Annotated in this window: 18 protein-coding genes and 1 tRNA gene; 18 read left to right on the top strand and 1 reads right to left on the bottom strand. The window is 47.9% G+C overall.

Translation table 11 applies throughout. The features are described 5' to 3' along the window. The first annotated feature begins 215 nt into the window (after positions 1 to 215). Positions 216 to 2,261, top strand: a complete 2,046-nt coding sequence (locus ONE56_RS15995; RefSeq protein ID WP_423841040.1) for a response regulator — start codon at positions 216 to 218, stop codon at positions 2,259 to 2,261. Positions 2,262 to 2,354: 93 nt separating this feature from the next. Here ONE56_RS15995 and ylqF read toward each other — a convergent pair whose 3' ends face one another. Continuing rightward, positions 2,355 to 3,299, bottom strand: a complete 945-nt coding sequence (gene ylqF, locus ONE56_RS16000; RefSeq protein ID WP_041154574.1) for a ribosome biogenesis GTPase YlqF — start codon at positions 3,297 to 3,299, stop codon at positions 2,355 to 2,357. A gap of 367 nt (positions 3,300 to 3,666) precedes the next feature. On the opposite strand from ylqF, the gene ONE56_RS16005 reads away from it, so the two are divergent. The 17 genes from ONE56_RS16005 (at position 3,667) to hypF (ending at position 23,831) form a co-directional block, all read left to right on the top strand. Continuing rightward, positions 3,667 to 3,758: transfer RNA gene (locus ONE56_RS16005), tRNA-Sec, on the top strand. A 67-nt stretch (positions 3,759 to 3,825) separates the two neighbouring features. Then, entirely contained in the window at positions 3,826 to 5,238 is a 1,413-nt protein-coding gene (selA, locus tag ONE56_RS16010; protein ID WP_423841041.1) for an L-seryl-tRNA(Sec) selenium transferase, read from the top strand. Further along, positions 5,235 to 7,046, top strand: a complete 1,812-nt coding sequence (selB, locus tag ONE56_RS16015) for a selenocysteine-specific translation elongation factor (RefSeq protein WP_423841042.1) — start codon at positions 5,235 to 5,237, stop codon at positions 7,044 to 7,046. The genes selA and selB overlap by 4 nt, the downstream gene beginning before the upstream one ends. A gap of 278 nt (positions 7,047 to 7,324) precedes the next feature. Further along, a complete protein-coding gene (locus tag ONE56_RS16020) occupies positions 7,325 to 7,930 on the top strand; it encodes a 4Fe-4S dicluster domain-containing protein (protein WP_041154576.1) in 606 nt (201 codons plus the stop codon). Positions 7,931 to 7,932: 2 nt separating this feature from the next. After that, positions 7,933 to 9,864 (top strand): proton-conducting transporter membrane subunit, encoded by a 1,932-nt coding sequence (locus tag ONE56_RS16025; RefSeq protein ID WP_423841043.1) that lies wholly within the window; start codon positions 7,933 to 7,935, stop codon positions 9,862 to 9,864. Beyond that, a complete protein-coding gene (locus ONE56_RS16030; RefSeq protein WP_423841044.1) occupies positions 9,865 to 10,818 on the top strand; it encodes a respiratory chain complex I subunit 1 family protein in 954 nt (317 codons plus the stop codon). A 3-nt stretch (positions 10,819 to 10,821) separates the two neighbouring features. Continuing rightward, on the top strand, positions 10,822 to 12,567 hold the full coding sequence (locus tag ONE56_RS16035) for an NADH-quinone oxidoreductase subunit C (RefSeq protein WP_423841045.1): 1,746 nt from the start codon (positions 10,822 to 10,824) through the stop codon (positions 12,565 to 12,567). 7 nt (positions 12,568 to 12,574) lie between these two features. Further along, positions 12,575 to 13,153, top strand: coding sequence for a formate hydrogenlyase complex iron-sulfur subunit (locus ONE56_RS16040; protein ID WP_423841046.1), 579 nt, complete (start codon positions 12,575 to 12,577; stop codon positions 13,151 to 13,153). 41 nt (positions 13,154 to 13,194) lie between these two features. Continuing rightward, a complete protein-coding gene (locus ONE56_RS16045; protein WP_423841143.1) occupies positions 13,195 to 13,968 on the top strand; it encodes an NADH-quinone oxidoreductase subunit B family protein in 774 nt (257 codons plus the stop codon). Next, entirely contained in the window at positions 13,955 to 14,389 is a 435-nt protein-coding gene (locus tag ONE56_RS16050) for a formate hydrogenlyase maturation HycH family protein (RefSeq protein ID WP_041154581.1), read from the top strand. Before ONE56_RS16045 ends, ONE56_RS16050 begins: the two co-directional genes overlap by 14 nt. Further along, complete coding sequence (gene hycI / locus ONE56_RS16055) at positions 14,386 to 14,841, top strand: hydrogenase maturation peptidase HycI (protein ID WP_423841047.1); 456 nt, start codon at positions 14,386 to 14,388, stop codon at positions 14,839 to 14,841. Before ONE56_RS16050 ends, hycI begins: the two co-directional genes overlap by 4 nt. Positions 14,842 to 15,081: 240 nt before the next feature. Next, on the top strand, positions 15,082 to 15,627 hold the full coding sequence (locus ONE56_RS16060) for a 4Fe-4S dicluster domain-containing protein (protein ID WP_041154582.1): 546 nt from the start codon (positions 15,082 to 15,084) through the stop codon (positions 15,625 to 15,627). Positions 15,628 to 15,654: 27 nt separating this feature from the next. Next, positions 15,655 to 17,799, top strand: a complete 2,145-nt coding sequence (gene fdhF, locus ONE56_RS16065) for a formate dehydrogenase subunit alpha (RefSeq protein ID WP_423841048.1) — start codon at positions 15,655 to 15,657, stop codon at positions 17,797 to 17,799. A 75-nt stretch (positions 17,800 to 17,874) separates the two neighbouring features. Continuing rightward, a complete protein-coding gene (locus tag ONE56_RS16070) occupies positions 17,875 to 19,932 on the top strand; it encodes a sigma 54-interacting transcriptional regulator (protein ID WP_423841049.1) in 2,058 nt (685 codons plus the stop codon). 54 nt (positions 19,933 to 19,986) lie between these two features. Further along, complete coding sequence (gene fdhD, locus ONE56_RS16075; RefSeq protein WP_423841050.1) at positions 19,987 to 20,832, top strand: formate dehydrogenase accessory sulfurtransferase FdhD; 846 nt, start codon at positions 19,987 to 19,989, stop codon at positions 20,830 to 20,832. Positions 20,833 to 20,948: 116 nt separating this feature from the next. Next, entirely contained in the window at positions 20,949 to 21,530 is a 582-nt protein-coding gene (locus tag ONE56_RS16080) for a HupE/UreJ family protein (protein WP_423841051.1), read from the top strand. A gap of 12 nt (positions 21,531 to 21,542) precedes the next feature. Then, a complete protein-coding gene (gene hypF / locus ONE56_RS16085; protein WP_423841052.1) occupies positions 21,543 to 23,831 on the top strand; it encodes a carbamoyltransferase HypF in 2,289 nt (762 codons plus the stop codon). Positions 23,832 to 23,841 lie beyond the last annotated feature (10 nt).

Below are 23,841 nucleotides of genomic sequence, written 5' to 3' on the forward strand. Positions count from 1 at the left end.
TTAATTGCACTTTCACCATTCACAAAGAGTAGCGTTAGCTACTCTTTTCGGTTTTTAGAGATCTTAGGTTTTAAACAAGGGTAATGAAGCCCTTAATTGTCAACTCTGCATCTTCACGTTATTTGGGTATATAATCCACCCCAAACAATAAGGTTAATATGATAAGCCGTTGCTCATCAATTCATATGATGGCATGGAGTAAGTGGTAAGTTTTTATGGATGCTATACGCAAAGTCTACCAACATGCAGAGCCAAATCTAACGATTGTCGGCTGGATGGGGTTGGTCGGTTTTCCCTTTTACTATTGGGTATGGGAATTTTTATTCCCCCAAAGCTACGAGAACCTGCCATTACGGTTATTATGCTCAATGCTGTTTGCTGGAATTATCTTCAGGAATCGGTTTCCTACCTGGTTGCGTCGGTATGCGCACATCTACTATTTAGTAACCGTTACTTTGTGTTTGCCTTGTTTCTTCTTTTATATGCTGCTAATGAATGATTGGTCGAACGTTTGGGTCATGTCGTTCATGAGCGCCATTTTTCTCCAGATATTATTGACGCATGTGACTAGGGTGATGTTTGCCCAGACCATCATAGGGTTGTCGTTGGCGACGTTATTTGCATGGTTAGCGAACGGGTTTAAACTCGACATAACGATAGAATGGGCGCATATCCCCATTTTTGTGTTTATCTATATATTCGGCAATTTGTTTTATTTTAGAAACCAGATAGAGCATGAAGCCAAAGTGTCATTGGCAAAGTCGTTTGGTGCAGGAATCGCACATGAAATGCGGAATCCACTCAGTGCGTTATGTACGTCCATCGATGTGATCCAATCCGTGCTGCCGACAACAAAAAACGCGAGTAAAACGTCGGTGATGATGTCGGTTGACGACATTAATTTACTGCGTGAAGTGAGTGAAGACGCGATGAAGCTCATCCATTCAGGAAATGAGACCATTGATCTACTTTTGACGTCCATTGATGAAAACCGCGTATCTCGCTCTACGTTCAAAAGGCACTCTGCTCAATTTGTGGTGGAAGACGCAATTACAAGTTTTTACGCCAATCGGCATACAGACCGAGAGGTGATATCACTGGACGTCCGTCGTGATTTTGAGTTCTTAGGTAGTGCTACGCTACTTAAATATGCATTATACAATTTGTTTAAGAACGCTTATCAACATTGCCGAGCGGATGGACTACATATCCAAGTAACGCTCTACAGCGATGATTTTGTGAATCAAATTGTTGTCACAGATAATGGGTCGGGAATATATCCTGATGTTATCGAAAAGGTCTTTCAAGACTTTTATACTACCGGAAAGCGTGGTCGACATGGGCTCGGTTTACCATTTTGTAAACGAGTGATGCGTTCTTTTGGCGGCGATATCATGTGTCAGTCCGAGCATGGCGCCTGGTCTCAATTTACACTTAGATTCCCACCGATAAACTCTAATACTGTTACGAACATTAAAGCGGAATTAACGAAGTTAAAAACAGTGCTACTCGTTAGCAAGCAAGGTTCTCTGGTTGATAAAATGGTTGAAATGAGCCGTGCAATGGGGTTCTCGTTGACTCTGATTGATGCGCGTGATGTTCTTAAAAAGCAAGAACATGAGTTTGAGTTTGACTTAATTTATCTCGATATTGACGGTTTGGATGATCAAGGTGACGAGCTCGCTCGAATTGTGGTTTTATTCTCGTTTACCGAAGCTCGAATTGTCTATCTATATGACAGTAATACCATCCAAAGTAACCAAAGGGATGGATTTCAACCTATATGGATAAAAAAAAGTCACTGGTTATCAGACGCAGAAAAGGTAATGGATCAACTTCTGTTCAAACCTAATTACTCATTGTATAGCGGTAAGGTGTTACCGTCAGAAATGTCAGATAAACGTCGTATTATGGTGGTGGATGATAATGAGTCTGTACGAAAATATACCGCTATACTGTTAGAAAAATTAGGCTTTGACGTGATTCAGAAAGCAAATGGGCGACAAGCGCTGGACTGGTTAAAATCAGAGTCAGTCGACTTGATACTCATGGATCTGGAGATGCCGGTCATGGATGGACTAGAGGCATCAAAACAGATCAGATACTCTGAAAAGCCATACTCTTGTGTTCCCATCATCGCTCATACGGGAGATTGCTCTTCACCGACTTTGGATAAAGTGAATGCGTCGGGGATGTCTGATTTTATTGTAAAGCCGGCCGATAAGAATCGTCTTTACGACAAAATATCAAATTGGTTATGAATGAATATCAATCATGAACAAACAGGCCTAAAAAGGCGCGAACATTTTTGCCGCGCCTTGGCCGTTTTATCCGTTCCTTTGAGAAAAGACTGGTTAACGTTTATTACGCAAATAACGTTTACGTCGCTCTTCTTTACGCTTGGCTTTTTCTTCTTCTTTACGAGCAGTTTCCACTTCAACCTCGATCAACTCTTGTGTGATCATTTCCGGACGTTCAAGGGTAATTTGACCTAGTGTACCTTGACGAAGCTCGTGCAAAAGAATTTCGGATACTTTGTGTAGGTCGACTCGGCCACCTGCTCGCAATGCACCACGACGACGGCCAATTTCTTCCATAATTTCAATGTCTGATTCTGGCAGCTCTTCAATTTGGTAACGGTCTTTGATCTTTTCTGGATATTCTGCTGCTAAATACTCAATGGTATAGAACGCCACTTCGTCATATTCCATCGCTGTATCTTTTACGGCACCAGTGGCTGCAAGGCGGAAACCACTATGTGGATTTTCTACCTTTGGCCACAAAATTCCAGGCGTATCAGACAATACGATGCCATTTTGCAAGTTGATGCGTTGTTGACGACGTGTGACTGCTGGTTGGTTCCCGGTCACGGCTATCGTGCGACCCGCAAGCGTGTTGATAATGGTTGATTTCCCAACGTTTGGAATGCCCATGATCATGGTACGAATATTTTTACCGATCTCTTCGCGATGCGGCGCAAGTTTACGACAAAGTTCCATGATCTTATGCACTTCTTGAGGCTCTGACGTGGTAATTGCCATTGCTTTGACATGCTGCTCTTGTTCAAGGTGCTCGATCCATAGTTGCGTTAACTCGGGATCAGCTAGGTCACGCTTATTTAATACTTTGACGACGGGCTTATCGCCACGAATTTGAGAGATCAAAGGGTTTTCGCTGCTGAAAGGAATACGTGCATCCAGTACTTCAATGATCACATCCACTTGTGGAATTGCTTCTTCGATCTCTTTACGAGCTTTATGCATGTGACCCGGAAACCACTGGATTGAGTTATTAACCATTTGAAAAATATGCCTTTAGTTTTTATGGTTAAGCTGGTGGGGTATCAAGTGGGGTACCAAAAATTCAAATAGCATCATAGGGTACCAGAGTGTTTTGCTATTCACTTGTTGCCACAGCAGCATCGGTGAGGACATCTTAACATTTTATTGTTGGTACTAAAATGTGATTACCTAGAACGAAACTCCAAATACTTGCATTGTTCTTGATGACCGTTTTCCGACCTCTACATTTGGCAATCGCTACTTAACCGTTTGCATAAAATGCAAAAATAATTGAAAGATTTAAAAAAATTTGAATTAACTTAATAAATAGTGATTTGCATCAAGAAATTGGTGTAAGAATGTACTTACTGTTATACAACGTTGTGGAATGAGATGGGGTCTGGTGGCCCTCTTGGTCTTCAAAACCAAAGTGAGCCGCACAGGCTTTGGTAGGTTCGATTCCTGCCTCTTCCGCCAATTTTGTCACTATATCAATCGCCTTCGTAGTGACCTTGTTGCATTGATAAGATAACAAGGAATCATTTTGAACTCACAATCACCCCAGCCACCGCAGCGTTCAGAGGTGAGTGCTCCTCGCATCAATTACCGTCTTCCTCAAGTCGAACAACTACTACAACTCTCTATTCTTGCCCCTTTTATCGGTCTACTGAGCCGTCCTGTTGTCACCGATATTATTCGAACTGAGCTTGAGAGCATTCGTCGTTCGGAAGATTTTAAGGAAAAAGGGACTCAGGACATTGATGTCAATTTACGCATTATAAAGCGTTGTGAGCGCGTGACATTGCAACGCCAGCATCGAGTCATTAATGCCACCGGCATTGTTCTACACACTAATTTGGGCCGCTCTCCGTTACACACCAACGTATGGGAAGCGGTCTCGGATGTGAATACTGGTTACACCAACTTGGAAATTACGCTGGAAAACGGTAAGCGTGGTGGTCGAAATGGGCTACTGCCTACTTTAGTAAGAAGTTGGCTTGGTGCAGAGAACGTACTATTAGTGAATAACAATGCCGCGTCGGTGTATTTGGTGCTACTGGAGTTAGCGAAAGGCAAAGAGGTGATTGTATCTAGAGGTGAGCAAGTTCAAATCGGTGGCGGCTTTCGTATCCCTGATATTCTGATGTTATCGGGCTGCAAACTGGTTGAAGTGGGAACGACGAACGTTACCACGGCTGATGACTACATTAACGCGATTACCGAAGATACGGCGTTGGTTTTGATGGTGCATCAATCGAACTTTTTTATCGGTGGATTTACAGAATCCCCCGACATTCGCGAGGTGAAACGTCGCTTGCCAAGTCATGTTAGTTTGGTGATTGATCAGGGGTCAGGTATGTCGAACGAAAGCTTTGCGCCGGATGAGACGCAACTGGCGTCCTATTTAGACATGGGTGCGGATTTAGTCTGTTTTTCGGGGGACAAAATTCTGGGCGGTCCACAAGCAGGTCTGATCGCAGGCAGTGACGAACTCATCCAACGTTTGGGTCGTAACCCGATGATGCGGGCATTTCGTTGTGGACGCATCATTTTGTCGCTGATAGAAGAGCTGTTGGTTCGCAAGCTCAATCAAGAAACCTCCGGACAGGGCATCGCAGAGCGTACGCTTGCCAACTTGTCGAATATACGTCAATGGTGTGAGGAGCTTGCGCAGCGTTGGCATCATTGGGTGACATTTGTGGAATTGTCGACCCAAGTTGGCGGTGGAACCATACCAGCTCAAACGTACCCTGGATGCGGCTTGGTGCTCAACACGTCGCTTAAACCGCAAGCGCTGCTTGACCATTTGCGTCTTGGTTCGCCCGCTATTTTAGGTTATCTACACAATAATCAAGTAGTGCTGAATCTCACCACGGTACTTGAGGAAGATCAAGCTGCGTTTGTCGACCGCTTGGATACCTTTTTTCAACAGTTAGAGCGTGGTGACTTTTCATGAGCGGCGTTAATACCTTACCACAGACGGTGATTGGCTTGGCGGGGCACGTCGATCACGGTAAAACCACATTAGTGAAAGCGCTGACTGGCATGATGACCGCTCGCCCGCATGAACAAGAACTGGGTATGACTCAGGATTTGGGCTTTGCACATTTCGAGGACGAGCAAGGTCGCACCATCGGCATCATCGACGTGCCGGGGCATGAGCGTTATGTGCGCAACATGGTGGCCGGTGTTTGGCATATCAATATTCTGTTGTTGGTGATTTCCGCCACTGAAGGATGCATGCCAATGACCTTTGCTCACATGCGATTGGCGCGCGCGATGGGCGTTAAAGACATCGTGGTGTGTATCAATAAAAGCGATCTCGTCAGTGATCAAGTGCTGGCGGAAGTTGAAGAGTCAGCATTAGAAAGCATCATGGACATTACCGGCATCGTGCCCGAAGTGGTGTGCGTCAGCGCGCTAACGGGACACAACGTCGATAAATTGCGCCAAACCTTGCTGGAGATGGTTGCGCGAGTTGAGTTGTCTGATGTGATGCCGGGTGATGCGGCCACGCCGCTGCTGTATGTGGATCGCGTTTTTGTGGCCAATGGCGTCGGCACGATTGTGACCGGAACTCTGGCCCAAGGCACCGTAAGCATTGGCGATAAATTACTGAGCCCTAGTTGTGGCACGGTGGGCGCTATCCGTTCGATTCAGTGTTATCACCAACAAGTGAACGACGTCACGGCGACTTGTCGAGTAGCGCTCAATATCAAAGGCTTAAGCCGAAAACAGGTGCAGCGAGGTGACTTGCTGTGCGCGCCTTCGGCTCCTGTGACGCTCACTGACTCATGCATCGTACGGCTCAACGATCGCTATAGCGATGTGAGTCTATCCCGTGCAACTGAAGTGGAAGTAGCGGTGGGCACCTGGCATGGCCTTGCGCAGTGCATTCCTTTGCCCAACACCCAGTTGGCGCGCTTGCTGTTTCGTGAGCCACGTCCGATGTTCTTTGGTCAGCGTTTGGCGATTATTCAAAGCAGCGGTCATGGATTGCTGGCTCAAGCGGATGCGGTGTGGACATCGTTTATTGCGAAAGCGCGTAAACGTGCGATCTACCAAGCGTTGTCTACCTTGCCCGAGACGCTCACGGCGCATGCGCAACTGGATATGCTGCTGCAGCTGCAAGGCTACTATTCGGTTGAGTTATTGTGTGGTGAATCGGCGACGCAAGGCGTGGTCGAAGGCCAATATGTGTTTGATCCGCAATGGCTGGCTGAGGCACAAGCGCGCGTCATTCAGCTATTGTCTGAAGGTCGTGCGATGGGGCCGGGTGAACTGTCTAGTTCACTGCAAATCGAACCAGAAATCGTGCAGGTGCTGACTCAACAGCTAAAACAGCAAGAACGTATTTTTTACAGTTACGCTAAGTGGCAGTTAGGCAGCGGGCAAAGCGAAGACGAATTACCCGAAGTGGCGCAAACCATTTTGCGTCGTACGCGTGAAGCCGGACAAGCGGGTTTGGAGCTCAATAAAGTTTCGCTTGGTCATGATAAAAAGTGGCTTCGGCAGCTCGCTCATCAGAAATACATTACTGCGATTGATGAGCAAATCTACTTCGATATGGGCGTGTATCGTGCGCTGGTTAACCAAGCTATTGGCGACAATCAACCCTACGAACGCGTTACATTGCAAGAGATAAAACAGCGCGTGAATTTGAGTCGTAAATACCTCATCCCGTTTGTGAATCGAATGGAAAAAGATGGTTGGTTACGCCGAGATGATGAGGTTCGAATAATCCTAAAATCCGCCGAAGAATAAGCTAAATCGTATCATAAAATAACATTAACATGGACAGTAAAACGGCAGAGGTAACCCCTCTGCCGTTTTATTTTTTTGGACGGAAAAATGTGCGTGTCGTCACAAGTGTCGACTGGGAGTGTCGAGGGAGATGTCGACACCAAATAATGCGTTTAAATAGAGAACAATATAAGACTTTGCTTTTAGTTAACCTGTTGTTTTTAAATGGTTTAAATTTGATTTTTTATCCTGGCATATTTTATGCTTAATAGGGGTACTATTAACAACCAGGGTATACTATGAAAAGCTTTGTGGTTGCCGACCCAACAAAATGCATTGGCTGTCAAACGTGCATGGCAGCATGTTCAGATGTGCATAAGAAACAAGGGTTGCAAAGTCATCCTCGTTTAACCGTAGTCAAGCATAACGACGCGACTGCGCCGATTATGTGTCGACATTGTGAAGACGCACCTTGTGCGACGGTTTGTCCGGTTAACGCGATCAAAAAAGAAGAGGATCGCATCCTCTTACAGGAAACATTGTGCATAGGTTGTACCTTATGTGCTGTGGCGTGTCCGTTTGGCGCGATCGCGCTAGATGGCAGCCGCCCCGTTGCGATGTCAAATAGCTACGAAACCTTTATCCCTTCGACGCCGCGTTCCAGTAATCCTTGTACTTCAAATCCAAAAAACTTTGGCCATGATCTTTTGGCTTGGGAACCGGGCGTGAAAAGCATCGCCGTGAAGTGTGACTTGTGCGGATTCCGCGATAAAGGCCCTGCGTGTATAGAAGTGTGTCCAACAGGCGCGATCGTGCTGGTGGACGAAGCGAGTGCTTTGCAAGCGCGTGATGCGAAACGTGAAGCGGCCTCTAGTGTCTCCGCTGTTGTCAAAATGGAGTCGTAACCATGAATCCTCTTGTACTTACCGCGTTATCGCTGTGTGGTTATATCGCTGCGGCGTTTGTGGCCATGTTCTCTCGTAATCATGAGCGGGAAAACCTGCGTTTATCGAGTGTGATCAGTATGTTTGCGGGCATATTGAGTCTGATTTCTGCTGTGGCTGTGATCGTCCATCCGATGGGTCATACGCTCGAATTTAGCTTGTTTTACGATGTATTTGTATTGGATAAATTATCTGCGTTGTTGCTGCTGGTGATTGCGATTGTTTCCATCGCCGCAGCGGGATACGCGATGAATTATCTTGATGAGTACCTAGGCAAAGGTGCTGGTTCCATTACAGTATTATTTAACCTATTTGCTGGTGCGATGACTGCGTTAGTTGCAGCCAATCAAGCGATCGCGTTCTTAATTATTGTTGAAATCATCTCAATCAGCTCGTTTGCTTTGGTGATTCAAGGAAACACTGCTGCACACCGTAAAGCAGGTTTACATTACTTGGTCATGGACCATGTGGCGAACGTGTTTATCGTCGCTACCTTTGCAATTTTGGCTTACCACGCTAACAGCCTAATGTTTAGCGATTGGATTGCCACACCACCTCAAGGTGAATTAGCGTCGCTGACCTTTGTATTGGCGTTAATTGGTTTTGGCATTAAATCCGCTGGCATTTTCTTCCACGAATGGCTGCCTAAAGCGTACCCATTGGCGCCGTCACATTGTGCAACGCTGATGTCATGCGTAATGGTGAAACTGGGCGTTTACGGTTTGTTGAAAGTGGCCATTGTTTTCCTTGGTGCCACTCAATGGTGGTGGGGTTTGGTCGTGCTGATCTTTGGTGCGCTGTCTTCCGTTTTGGGCGTGATGTTTGCGCTGGCTGAACACAACATTAAACAACTGTTGGCGTACCATTCCGTTGAAAATATTGGGATCATCCTGATGGGCGTGGGCGTGAGTATGATGGGCATTGCGACCGATCACATGGTGATAGCAGTGCTGGGCTTGCTGGGCGCGCTGTATCACTTGCTCAACCACGCAGTGTTCAAAGGCTTGTTATGTTTGGGGTCGGGATCGTTGGTTTACCGCCTGCACACCAAAGACATGGAAAAAATGGGCGGTTTGGCGAAACGCATGCCCAAAACCGCGCTGACTTTTTTAATTGGTAGCATGGCGATTTCTGCGCTGCCACCGCTAAACGGCTTTGTCAGTGAATGGTTTATTTACCAATCTTTATTTTCCATCAGCCAAACAGGTAGTGTGGCGCATCTAATCTTTGGTCCGTTTGGTGCAGTGATGCTGGCATTGACCGGCGCACTGGCGTGCATGTGTTTTGTCAAAGTGTACGGCATCTGTTTCGGTGGCGCGCCGAAATCTGAAGTTGCGGAAAATGCTACCGAAGTGGGCAACGCGATGGTGAATGCGACCATTGGCCTATCTGTGCTGTGTGTGGTGTTGGGCATTGCTTCACCATGGATTGCACCGTACATCGCTGATATTGCCAGCGCAACACTACAAACGGGCGAAGTCACTGTAGCGCAGGGTATGTCGTTGTTCCCTGCCAGCAACATGCAGGCGCTCCTATCAACGCCGCTGATTTTGTGCGCACTGACACTGTTGCTGTTGGTGCCAACGGCGATTCTGGCTTTCCACAAACGTGAACGCTTAGCTAACCGACAACAAGGTGACCCTTGGGCGTGTGGTTACCAATACGAACAAAAAATGACGGTCTCTGCGGGTGGCATCACTCAGCCGATGCGTCACATGTTCCGCTATATCTATCAATCTCGACCTAACCGCACTTTGACGGAGCGTTTCTTACGCTCACAACCGACTGTGGGGGAAGAAATCTCGCGTGGGGTGTATCGCAGAACCATGGTGTTCTGGATTGGCCTTGTTGTACTTTGCACGATCTTTTTCCCGTTAATTTCTGGAGTTATTTAAATGTATTCACTAGAAATTCCCAGCTTGAACTGGGTGATCTTTGCAGTGTTCCAAGCGTTGCTGATGTTATGTTTGGCACCGCTGGCGACTGGTTTTTCTCGTGTTATTCGAGCCAGAATTCACTCTCGCCGTGGTCCTGGCATTCTGCAGGACTATCGCGATATCGGTAAGTTGTTACGCCGCCAATCGGTGGCGCCGGCCAACGCCAGCTTTGCGTTTTGGATGATGCCATGGGTGCTACTAACTAGCTTGTTACTGATCTGTATGTCACTACCAACCTTCACCAGCATGTCGCCATTTCCTATGTCGGGCGATCTGATCACCGACATCTACCTGTTGGCGATTGGCCGTTTTTTCTTCTCATTGTCGGGCATTGACTCTAACAGCATGTTTGCCGGTATGGGCAGTAGCCGAGAGTTAACGCTGGGCATTTTGATTGAACCGATCTTTATCCTCGCGATTTTCATAATGGCACTGGGCGCAGGATCGACCGACCTGGGTGTGATCAGCCATGTCGTGCAAAGCGGCGAGTGGGTGCGTCCTGTTACTTACCTGTTTGCAGGCATTGCGTGCGCGTTTGCGGTGTTTGTGGAAATGGGCAAACTGCCGTTTGACAGCGCTGAAGCTGAACAAGAATTGCAAGAGGGTCCTGCAACAGAATATTCCGGTGCGGGTCTGGCGATGGTAAAGCTGGGCTTGGGCTTGAAACAACTGGTCGTGGCGCAGCTGTTTTTGGCCATTTTTATTCCTTGGGGTCGCGCGGCGAATCTAGGTGGTGCTGAGCTATGGAGCGCTGCGTTGCTCCTGTTGGTGAAACTGTTCGTCGTGTTCTTGTTAGCTGGCATCGTCGAAAACTGCATGGCGCGAATTCGCTTTCTCAACATGCATCGAACTGTGTTCCCCGTAATTGTCGGCACCGCTCTTGCGTTGGTCTTTTTTATTTTTGGTTGGTAACAGATGATGATAATGAATACACAAAACGATGCCTTGGTTAAAACAGGCAAACACTATCTGGCGGGGTTGGTGCAAAAGTTCCCGAATGCCATCCTTGAAGAAGAGTGGCAGACCAACACCCAAGTGACCATTACAGTGAAAATGACCTCGTTGGTCGAAGTGATGCAATGGCTTTACTACGATCAAGGCGGCTGGTTGACCGTGTCGTTTGGTAACGACGAACGAAGTATTAATGGACACTTCGCAGTGTACCACGCGCTGTCGATGGAAGGCGTTGAGAAATGCTGGATTACTGTCAAAGTGCTGGTGGATGCCAACAGCCAAGAGTTTATTTCGATCACGCCAACCATTCCCGCAGCGGTATGGGGCGAACGTGAAATTCGCGATATGTATGGTCTTCGCCCGGTAGGCTTGCCTGATGAACGTCGTTTGATCCTCCCCGATGACTGGCCAGAAAATTTGCACCCACTGCGCAAAGATGCGATGGATTACCGTCAGCGTCCACAACCAACGACAGACACTGAAACTTATCCGTTCATCAATGAGCGCGGAGACGATTCAAACCGCATCGTACCAGTTGGCCCAATGCACATTACTTCTGATGAGCCTGGACACTTCCGTCTTTTCGTGGATGGTGAAGATATCGTGGATGCCGATTACCGCATGTTCTACGTTCACCGTGGTATGGAAAAACTGGCGGAAACGCGCATGGGTTATCACGAAGTGGGCTTCTTGGCAGACCGAGTGTGCGGCATTTGTGGTTTCACCCACAGCGTCGGGTATGCCAATACTGTTGAGAACTCACTGAATGTACAAGTGCCACTACGCGCGAAAATGATTCGTACCATTTTGCTGGAAGTGGAACGTCTACACAGTCACCTATTGAACATAGGTTTGTCGAGCCACTTTGTGGGCTTTGACTCGGGCTTCATGCAATTTTTCCGAGTGCGCGAAAAAACCATGGAGCTGGCTGAGCTATTGACCGGTGCACGTAAAACTTACGGCATGAACCTAATCGGTGGTGTGCGTCGTGACTTTTTGAAAACGCAACGCGAAAAAGGCATCGCGATGGTACGTGAAGTACGCCATTCATTCCAAGAGTTGGTGGAAGTGCTGTTATCGACACCGAACATTGATAGCCGTTTGGTAGGCGTGGGCGTGTTGGCAAAAGACATTGCGCGCGATTTCAGCCCAGTTGGTCCGCTGATCCGCGGTAGTGGTTTTGAGCGTGATGTACGGGTTGTGCATGGTCAATCGCTAGAAGCGTACGCGAATGTGCCAATCGAACTGCAACACATGGGCAACGGCGACGTGCAATCCCGTGTGATCGTGCGTATTCGAGAAGTGTTAGATGCTCTTAACATCATTGAATATGGCTTGGATAGCCTGCCAGCTGGCGCAATCCTGACGGAAGATTTCGAATACACACCGAACAAATTTGCGCTGGGCTTTACCGAAGCGCCACGTGGCGAAAATGTTCACTGGAGCATGACTGGCGATAACCAAAAACTATTTCGCTGGCGCTGCCGCGCGGCCACTTACGCCAACTGGCCAACGCTGCGTTACATGTTGCGTGGTAATACCGTAGCCGATGCACCGCTGATCATTGGTAGTTTGGACCCTTGTTACTCTTGTACTGACCGTGTGACCATCGTGGATACCAAGAAAAAACGCAGCCAAACTGTACCCTACAAAGCCATCGAACAATACAGCGTGAGCCGCAAAAATTCACCGCTGAAAGGACTGTGAGGCTCTCATGATTAAACTACTCAAAACCATTCTCAAAACCGGTGACGTTACGGCGAAATATCCCTTTGCGCCCTTTGAGGTTGCCGAGGATTTTCGCGGTAAACCGGAGCTGAATGCGAGCCAATGTATCTCGTGCGGCGCGTGTACGCGCGCCTGTCCGGCAAATGCCTTGATCATGGAAAACGATGAGCAGAACAGCACCCGCTGTTGGGAGTTGTCGCTGGCGCGATGCATTTACTGCGGCCGCTGTGAAGAGGTGTGTCCAACCCACGCGATCGAACTCTCCAAAGCGTTCGAATTGGCCGTGACCAAAAAAGAAGATTTGTACGAAAGGGCAGAATTCGAGTTGGCCAATTGCACGTGCTGCAATCGTCCGTTTGTGGCGAAGAAACTGCTCAACTACGTAGTGGATTCACTGGAACAAGCAGGCTTGCGCGGTGAAGCGTTAGCAATGCGTCGCCGTCAATTAGAAACCTGTCCGGCGTGCCGCCGAGAAGACAACATGTTGGACGGCACCAATCTGGCGACACACCGCTACATGACCAGTCCTAATGATTTAATCCTGATGACCCCGGAGGATATGTGAAAGGTATCAAGCAACTCTCTGGTGAAAAACACACCACCGCCGTGCCAGTCGAAGTTTCTCCGCAGCATGAGAAACTGAAACAAACGCTGATCAACCAAATTAAACGTTCTGCTTACGTTTACCGCGTGGACTGCGGCGGTTGCAACGCTTGCGAAATCGAAATCTTCGCCGCGACCACACCGGTATACGATACTGAACGCTTTGGTATCAAAGTAGTGGCGTCGCCACGTCATGCCGACATTCTGCTGTTTACTGGTGCTGTGACGCGTGCCATGCGCGCTCCTGCGCTACGTGCGTATGAAGCGGCGCCGGATCCAAAAATCGTGGTCTCTTACGGCGCTTGCGGTTGTGACGGCGGTATTTTCCACGACCTGTACTGCGTGTGGGGCGGGACAGACAAAATCGTACCTGTCGATGTTTATATTCCCGGTTGTCCTCCAACGCCTGCGGCGACGCTTTACGGGTTTGCGGTCGCACTTGGTCTTCTTGAGCAAAAAATGCATGCCAAACAACATGATGTGCAATCCACTCCTGCCACATTGCGTCATACTGGCATACCGATGGATATTCGTGTGTTAGTGGAACGTGAAACGCGTCTGTTGGCTGGTTACCGTCAAGGTAAACGCATCGCCAACGAACTGCTGGATGTACTCGCAAAGAGTACGAGCGACAATGTCGACAGCAATGTTAGCCATTACTTGGGTGAACATGACGACCCACGCTTGAGCGACATTGTCAATAGCGTGATGCTTTCGGTGATGCTGCAGATCACCGGAAACGATCAACCGAAAGGGGTTTGCCATGGCTGTCAGTGAATCACGTCATGTGGATAGTCAGGTCTACTTCTACCGTCTGAGCCGTAAATTTGTCGACAACAAATACGATGTACCAGAGGAAGCGAAGCAGATCATGTATTACAGCCTGACCATTGGCCATCATCTCGGCATTGTCGATTGTCTGAAATCTGAAATGCAGTGTTCAGGTCAAGAGTATCTTACTTGGATCTCCGGCCTTGATGAAAGCAGCGAAGCGTACCGCAAGTTGAAAGGTTTTCTGATGTTTGGCGAGATCACTGTGTTCCCCGAGCACATACACATGTTGGCGATTGCGCTTGACCGCATCGATAGTGCTACGCAATCAGAAAAAAGCCAACAATTGACGCAAGGCATGATCGCCATTTTGAACGCGATCTATAACGAGCCTACCATGTACTTGATGATTCGAGGTGGAGCATGAGCCAAAATCTACTATTAACCGTTGGCAACAACATGATGGGGGATGACGGCGCAGGCCCGTTGTTGGCGCAACTGTGTCGTGAGAGCCCGGTGGGATGGAGCGTGATAGAAGGCGGCACCATGCCAGAAGATAGCTTGCATTTGATTCGCAAAATTCAACCTCGACGCGTATTAGTTGTGGATGCCGCCGATTTTGGAGAGAAGGCGGGTGAAGTGCGCATCATTGAGTCCGATACCATCGCTGATATGTTCATGGTATCAACGCACAGCTTACCGCTCAATTTCCTGATTGATGAGCTGAAAACGTTCGTCCCAGAAGTCAAGTTTGTCGGCATTCAGCCTGCAATAGTGGCGTTCTCCTTTCCGATGACCGAGATGGTTACCGATGCCGTGACTGAGTTGCATCGTCGTCTTCCTGAATGGGAAGGAGACGGAGGCTACGAGAGCTGCTAACCGGTGATTTTTCTGAGTGCCGACACTTGTGACGAAAGCTGTCGACACAAGTGTCGGCGTTGTTGAGCTATCAGTTTAATCACCGCAATTATTCAATATCTTTCTTACTGGGTTTGGATTTTTAGTAATTTAAAAACAACAAGTTAAATTATTTTTGTTGTTATTTTTCATATTGGCACATCTTGTGCTTATAAGGAATCGAGTGGTTGACTCGGTTCTATCGACACAGAAGGATATCCCATGAATCGATTTGTCTTTGCGGACGCTAATAAATGTATTGGTTGTCGCACGTGTGAAGTGGCTTGTGCGATTTCACATCAAGATGAAGATATCGGGACACTGCAAGATCGTGAGAGTTTTCTACCTCGATTCGAGGTTATTAAAAATGCTCATGTCACCACGCCGGTGATGTGTCGTCAATGTGACGATGCGCCTTGTGCTCAAGTGTGTCCTAACAACGCGATTGTCCACGAGGACGGTTACATTAAAGTAATTCAATCACGATGTATTGGTTGTAAAACCTGTGCCATTGCCTGTCCTTACGGAGCAATGAATGTTGTTACAACCATGGTTGAAGACACATCACGTAGTGCTTTGTTTGCACGAAAAGTCCCTAAATCACAAGCGATTAAATGTGATTTATGTTCTCACCGCGCCAATGGCCCCGCGTGTGTGGAAGTTTGCCCGACAGGTGCGATTTCTCTGATTGAACCAGAGGAAATTCATCAAACCAGTCAAAGCAAACGTGAAGCGGCTGCCAGTCGTATCGCGATTGTTACTGTCTGATTTCTTGAAATAGTTAAGAAGGTAACTATGAAAAAATCCATTGTAGTTTGTCCGTACTGCGGTACGGGGTGCAAACTAAAGCTACTTGTTGAGAATAACAAAGTAGTGGGTGCAGAACCGGCCGATGGCCGGACTAATGAAGGTCAACTGTGCCTGAAAGGTTATTACGGTTGGGATTTCCTAAACGATACTAATTTGCTGACTCCTCGTCTTAAAAAACCCATGATCCGTCGTACTAAAGACGCGAAATTGGAGGCGGTCTCTTGGGATGAAGCACTAGATTTCGCCGCTGAAAAGCTAATGGAAATTAAAAGTAAATATGGCCCAGATGCCATCATGACAACGGGTTCGGCTCGAGGACCAGGTAACGAAGCTAACTTTGTTATGCAAAAGTTGGCGCGTGCGGTCATTGGGACCAATAACGTCGATCACTGCGCTAGGGTGTGACACGCGCCATCAGTCTCCGGTCTGGAGTCAACAGTAGGTAATGGAGCTATGAGCAATGCCATTCCCGAAATTCAAGAAACAAAATGTTTGCTCATTTTCGGTTACAACGCAGCGGATTCTCACCCAGTTGTAGCAAGACATATTATCAAAGCACGTGCGAATGGTGCCAAAGTCATCGTTTGTGATCCGCGTAAGATCGAATCTGCGCGTATTGCGGATCAGTGGTTACCACTGAAGAACGGTTCGAACATGGCGCTGGTGAACGCACTGGCTTACACCATTATCGAAGAAAACCTGTACGACAAGGCATTTGTTAAACAGTACACAGAAGGGTTCGACGCGTTTTACGACATCGTTAAAAATTATGCGCCAGAAACCGTGGAAACGATTACTGGTCTCGACGCAGCATCGATTCGTTTAGCGGCTCGTACTTATGCTACAGCGCCAGAGTCCATGATTCTTTGGGGCATGGGTGTGACCCAATACGGCCAAGCGGTAGACGTTGTTCGCGGTTTGGCAGGTCTAGCAACCTTAACCGGCAACTGGGGACGTCGTGGAGTGGGTTGTGGTCCGGTACGTGGTCAGAACAACGTACAAGGTACCTGTGACTTAGGTATGTTGCCTCACCAATATCCAGGCTATCAGGATGTGACCGATGATGCGATACGTGCAAAATTTGAAAAAGCGTGGGGCGTGTCACTGTCATCAAAGCCAGGTTATCGCCTGACTGAAGTGGGACACAAAGTAGAAGATGGCGAATGCAAAGCCTTCTACATCTTCGGTGAAGATCCTGCGCAGACAGAAGCGGATCTGAACGCAATGCGTAACACGCTACGTAATATGGAACTGGTGATTGCACAAGACATCTTCATGACCAAAACGGTTGAAATGGCCGATGTGGTCTTCCCAGCCACCAGTTGGGGCGAACATGAAGGTGTGTACTCAAGCGCTGACCGTGGTTTCCAGCGCTTCTACAAAGCGGTAACCCCGCCAGAAGGCGTGAAACCTGACTGGGAAATCTTCAGTCTGTTGGCGACTCGCATGGGTTACCCAATGCACTACAATAATACCCAAGAAATTTGGGATGAGTTGCGTTCATTAGCACCGCTTTACGCCGGGGCAACTTACGAGAAAATGGAGGATCTAAAGTCGGTACAATGGCCTTGTCCAACCGAAGATCACCCAGGTACACCGTTCTTGTTTGAAGGCAATAAATTCTCTACGCCATCAGGTAAAGCGAAGTTTATTGCAGCAGAGTGGCGCGCGCCGCTAGAACAACCGGATAAAGAGTACCCATTGGTACTATCAACCGTGCGTGAAGTTGGCCACTACTCTTGTCGTTCAATGACAGGTAACTGTTCTGCATTGTCAGCGTTGGCTGATGAACCAGGATACGTTCAGATGAACCCGCAAGATGCAGAGAAATTAGGCATAAAAGATCAACAACTTGTTTGGATTTCATCGCGCCGAGGCAAAGTCATTTCTCGTGCAAGTTGTAGTGAGCGTACCAACAAAGGTGTGGTGTACATGACCTACCAATGGTGGATAGGTGCCTGTAACGAGCTGACTATTGAACACGTGGATCCGATCTCAAGCACGCCAGAGTTTAAATATTGCGCCGTGAAAGTTGAAAAGATTGACGATCAAGCTTGGGCTGAAAATTATGTACAAACTGAATATAGCAACATGAAAGCGCGATTAAAGTCGCAAGTTGAGTTTGCTTAATTAGGTAATCAATAGCCCTTCGTCCGAGTTTATAATGATGACAAATACGAAGGGCTATAATTTATTGTTACTATTATGAATAAAACAGCGAAAGAATTAACCGCATTTTCCAAGGCTATGCTGCTAATTCATGGTATATCCGATCTGCTCACTTTTCTCCACGGAAAAGAGTGCGAATTTTTACATGTAGAGAGAATAAATATCATTCTAAATGATGAACGACTAGGTGAAGCAATCGTTTATTTTCTTGATGCAAATCAGCAAATTCAAAGTGATGTGATATACCATCATAATATTGATAACTATCATCAAAGTTACGAAGAGCACGTTTATCGACTTGACGGCGTCGATTTTTACTATTCACACCCTAAACTGGCTCAGCATCCGGCTTACCAGAATGTGCGCAGTTATTACAAGATTCCACTGGATACCTTAGATAAACAACTGGGTGCTATTGAGCTGATTAACCCGAAATTTGATCAATTAGATGGGGGGGAAAATCAATTTAAACTATTTAATAGTATGTTGGTTTCTTTTATTACGCATGTATTGGATCATCAACATGCAAATACATTAACGCGACATATTAGTGATGAGAGAGATAATTACCATATTCTGGTGGATGTCACCAATGCCGTTATTAGTCAGAACAGTAAAGAAAATCTATTAACATCATTACTCAACTGTTTACATCCTTATTTTAAAATCAAAGAGTTGTCTATTATCGATATGGACAATGGTCGCTGTATTCAGCGTGATGGACGAATTGTTGGAAATGATATTCAAACGCAGTGTTTTTTCTTTAATGATATTTCTGGAAGCGTACTCGATATTTATTATCCAGAGACCAAAATTGTCACTGGCCATGATCTAGAACAATTACGCGCGGAACATACAGATTTCAATATTGAAGATGATATTGAATGTTTAATTCTAGTCCCATTAATTTTCCGTCGGGAACTGGTGGGAAGGATCGCTTATATGTTGCGCGATGTAGTGCAGCTGCAAGAGATTGATATTGCGCTGCTGCAACAGATTGCTGCACGTGTAGCGCTCAGCATGCACAGTTTACGCGAAAGTCAGCACAGTGCGCAGATGCTACCAAAGAGCACCGACATCCTCATTGATGATACGTACGAGCATTACCAGATTTTTGACGACATCATAAGCCAAAGTGAAGTGATGAGTCACGTGTTGGATCAGGTCGCTATGGTTGCGAGCTGTGACAGCACCGTGTTAATCGAAGGAGAGACCGGCACAGGTAAAGAGCTGATTGCTCAAGCGATTCACAAGATGAGCCGTCGCTGCAATCGTCAAATGATCAAAATGAACTGTGCGGCGATTCCGGATGGTTTGTTTGAAAGTGAACTATTTGGGCACGAACGAGGAGCGTTTACGGGAGCGATAAAAAATCGAGTGGGTCGCTTTGAATTAGCAGACCAAAGCACGCTGTTTTTGGATGAAATTGGCGATTTGTCGCTGGAGCTGCAACCTAAGCTACTGCGGGTTTTGCAAGAGCATGAAATAGAGCGGGTGGGTCACAATCAGTTGATTCATGTAGACGTGCGTCTGGTGGTGGCCACCAACGTCGATTTGGTCGCACGGGTGGAAGATAAGCAATTTCGTAGCGACCTCTATTACCGCATGAATATTTTCCCAATTCGGTTGCCGCCTCTACGTGAACGAGCGGAAGACATTCCGTTATTGGTAAAACATTTTGCGCGCCTGATTTCGAAAAAAATGGGCAAAGACATCCGCGCGATCAGCCAAGAGTCGATGCGCTGCATGACTGAATATCAATGGCCGGGCAACGTACGTCAGTTGAAAAACTTTATCGAACGCTCAGTGATTTTAACCCGTGGTGAAGTGCTGAATGTCCCTGTGCATGAACTGGTGGGTATGGGACAACCCTTGCCGGGCCACGTGTCGACGCTTGAATCCAGCGCGGCATCGATTAACAAGAACGATGAAACGATCTCTCGCGAAGCGATCATTCAAGCGTTGAAAGAGAGTAATGGCATTGTGGCTGGGCCAAGAGGCGCGGCAGTGAAACTTGGGCTGAAACGGACAACGCTGTTGTCACGTATGCAAAAAATGGAGATTAGCAGTAAGGATTATCTTGCTGCATGCTAAGCCGCGTTTATTGCGGTTGGCTCAATCGACAGACAACAAATAAAGGTATTAACGGTGTACGAAGAACAACATATGGTCTGTCATTCCGAAGTGACAACAAGAAGTATCGTCAAATATCAGCGGGCTCGCGGGCAGTGGAGCCAAGATGATATTTTGATTGAAGAGACGCCGATTGCGCTCGAATACAACGGCATCGCCTATACCGTCATGATGGGCACTCCACGAGATTTGGAAGCGTTCGCGCTGGGGTTCTCGCTCAGCGAAGGCATCATCGCCCATCCTCGCGATGTTCACGACATTGAGGTCACACACAACGAGCAAGGCTGCACAGTGTCGATTGAATTAGCCAATCGCTGCGTTGCACGTTTGAAAGAGCGCCGCCGCTCAATGGCTGGCGTCACTGGATGTGGGATTTGCGGCACGGAACAACTCAATCAGATCACGCGTTGCCTGGTGCCTTTACCTACCACCGCGCAATTTTGCTTTGACTATTTAGATCATTCGCTAGCGTCGCTAAATCGGTACCAACGTTTGAACCAACTCACTGGTACCACGCATGCTGCTTCTTATCTTGATGAACATGGTGAAGTTCAAGCGTTGTTTGAAGATGTCGGTCGCCATATTGCGCTGGATAAACTGCTCGGATGGGCGAGCCGCCAGCAAGTGAAGGGCGGAGCGGTGTTGGTGACCAGTCGCGCTAGCTTTGAAATGGTGCAAAAAGTGGCGGCGTGCGGTTTTGAAATTTTGCTTGCGCTATCGGGCCCCACTTCAATGGCGGTCGAGTTGGCGGACCGTCTTAATGTGACCTTATGTGGCTATTGCCGCGAAGGTCGCCTCAATGTTTACGCGCACGCTGAGCGCGTACGTTATCAGGGTACTGCCCAACGTGATGTTAGTTAACCATGTTGAGTTATTTAGTCGTAAGGCTTATGGCTGCTGGGTTCCCAGCATATCGAGAGTTATGAGTCTCCTTTTTAGTTTTTATTTTCTCGTTCATTTTTTAAGAGCTTTTCGTTATGAGTAAAAAAAATACAGCAATCGTCAGTCTATGCCTTCTTTTCTCACCAATGGTGTTTGCCCACCCGGGTCACCTTGGTAGTCATGGACTTGAAAGCGGCTTTATGCATCCGTTGACGGGCTTGGATCACCTGACTGTCATGATTGGTGTGGGGCTGTTAGCGGCGTTGTTTGGGGGTAAAAACCGCTGGACAATGCCACTAAGTTTTGTCGCCTTTATGGTGATTGGTGGCGTGATGGGTATTTCTAGCTTTGTGGTTCCAGGTGTCGAAACCTTTATCGCGCTGAGTGTGATAATGATGGGCGTCATGCTGTTTCGCGGTACGAACATGCCACAAAAAATGGCGACGACGCTGATCATGGCGTTTGCGGTGTTTCACGGTATGGCGCACGGCGCAGAAATGCCTATCAACAGTCAAGCGATCAGCTACTTCTCTGGCTTTATCGTTGTCACCGCCAGTCTGCACATTGCAGGTATCGTGTTAGGCGAAATGGTAATGCGTTTTGCAGCCAGCAAACGTTTGAATCAACTGGCAGGTGCGGTGATTGCTCTGCTGGGTGGCGCATTCCTGTTTTCATAATGGATAGAAGCGATGATGCGTTGTCTGATTGAAATTAAAGGACAGGTACAAGGGGTTGGTTTTCGGCCCTTTGTGTACGGTCTGGCCATTGAGCACCAGTTGAAAGGCTGGGTGATCAATGATGCTCGGGGCGTACGGATTGACGTCCAAGGTGAACAGCGCCAATTTGACGCATTTTATCGTGAACTATTGATTAAGACACCGCCCTTAGCGCGTGTTGATAATATAGAATTACGTCCATTGGCATTGGCAGATTTTACAGAATTCCGCATTTTACCGAGCCGTGGGGACAATGAAATTAGCGTCAGTGTTCCGCCCGACCAAGCGATTTGTATGGACTGTCGTCGGGAACTGTTTGATCCTAACTCGCGCTTTTATCACTACCCATTTATCAACTGCACTCATTGTGGTCCGCGTTACACCATCATCAAAGCCTTGCCATATGACCGTCATCAAACCTCGATGAAGGGTTTTAAGCTTTGCCCAGATTGCGCGCGCGCGTACCAAAATCCAATGGATCGCCGTTATCATGCACAACCGGTGAGTTGCGCGCACTGCGGCCCATCGGTTGCTCTGTTTAGCCCGCAACAAACACGTATCGCCAAAGAACACCAAGCGATTGAACGTGCAGCCGAGCAACTTATCGCAGGTGGTGTCATTGCGCTTAAAGGCCTTGGCGGATTTCATTTGGTGTGTGATGCCACGTCTTACCAAGCGGTTGCGAGGTTGCGTGAGTTAAAACATCGCGCCAGAAAGCCGTTGGCCGTAATGGTGAGCGATGTGACGCAAGCCAAGCATTACGTTCAGGGTGAAGCGTTGGAGTGGCAAACGCTGAAATCGCAAGCCAGTCCTATAGTATTGATGCGCAAGGCTGAGCGTGCTGATGAGGGCAGAACGTATGTCGCTGACAATGTCGCCCCAAATGTCGATTGCCTGGGTGTGATGCTGGCCTACACGCCACTACACCTATTGTTGATCGAGGCGTTACAATTGCGTGGCTGTTTTGCGCCGTTGGTGATGACCAGCGCTAATGTGTCGGGGTTACCATTAGCGACCGAAGCGCAGCAGGTGTTTGCGATGTTTGGGGCATCCCTCGACAGCGTGCTCGATCACAATCGCCCAATCATTCATGCCTGTGATGACAGCTTAGTGCAGTTGGCCGCTGGCAGCATGCGTGTGCTGCGTATGGCGCGTGGTTATGGACCTCTGAGCTTTCCGTTAGAGAATCACGCACCGGCCACGCTAGCAGTGGGCGCACAACAAAAATCGACCGTTGCATTTGCGGTGCGCAATCAATGGTTTTTGTCGCCTTACCTGGGGGATATCAACGATCTCGATACGCAGCAACGTTTTATCGATGCGACTGGTTATTTTTCTGATCTTTACCAAGCATCGACCGAGCGTTGGGTGTCGGACGCTCATCCGGGTTATTTTTCAACCCAGTGGGTTAATGAGCAAACCGATTCAGCGCTACAAGTACAGCACCATTACGCGCATATTTTAGCCGTGATGGCTGAATCACAACTCAATGGTCCTGTTCTGGGGGTAAGTTTTGACGGCACTGGCGCGGGCGATGACGGGACGGTATGGGGCGGTGAAGTGATGATCGCAGACCGACTCAGTTATGAACGCATCGCGCACCTTCGACCTTTTCGTTTGATTGGGGGCGAACAAGCGATCCGTGAACCTGAACGCGTGCTGTACGCCTTATTGCTTGAAATCATGACGCCAGAACAGATCCAGCAGCTAAATCTGCCAGCGTTTGCGTCGTGGTCTGCGTCGCATTTCCAAAACCTGTTTCACTTGTGGCGCAACGCGGAACGTTCTCCGCTGTGTAGCTCGGTTGGCCGTCTGTTTGATGCGTGGGCATGCCTATTGAGCTTGGTGATGACACCGGATTACGAAGGCGAAAGCGGGCTGCAAATGGAGAATGCCGCGCGTCAAGCTGGCGAGCACCAGTTTGCACTGGCATTGCCTTGGTGTGATCAGCAACTCGATTGGGCACCGGCGTTACAGCAATGTTTGGCGCAACACGAATTATCGTCCGAACGTTGGGCGTGTATATGTAGCGACGCCTTTATCAGCGCGTTGGCACAGGCAGTGGTCGATATTGCACAGCAACACGCTAACTTACCGTTGGTGTTGAGTGGCGGCGTGTTTCAAAATCGCTGCTTGCTGGATGCCATCGACGCGTTGTTCCCCGATTCGGCGTGTCCGTTTATCACCGGAAGTCACATTCCGGTCAATGATTCCGGAATCGCCGCGGGTCAGCTCTGGCATCAATTGGCTTATGACATTTAGTCGAACCTAA

Source organism: Vibrio mytili (genome assembly GCF_049563345.1).
In the GTDB taxonomy this organism is placed as follows: Bacteria; Pseudomonadota; Gammaproteobacteria; order Enterobacterales; family Vibrionaceae; genus Vibrio; species Vibrio mytili.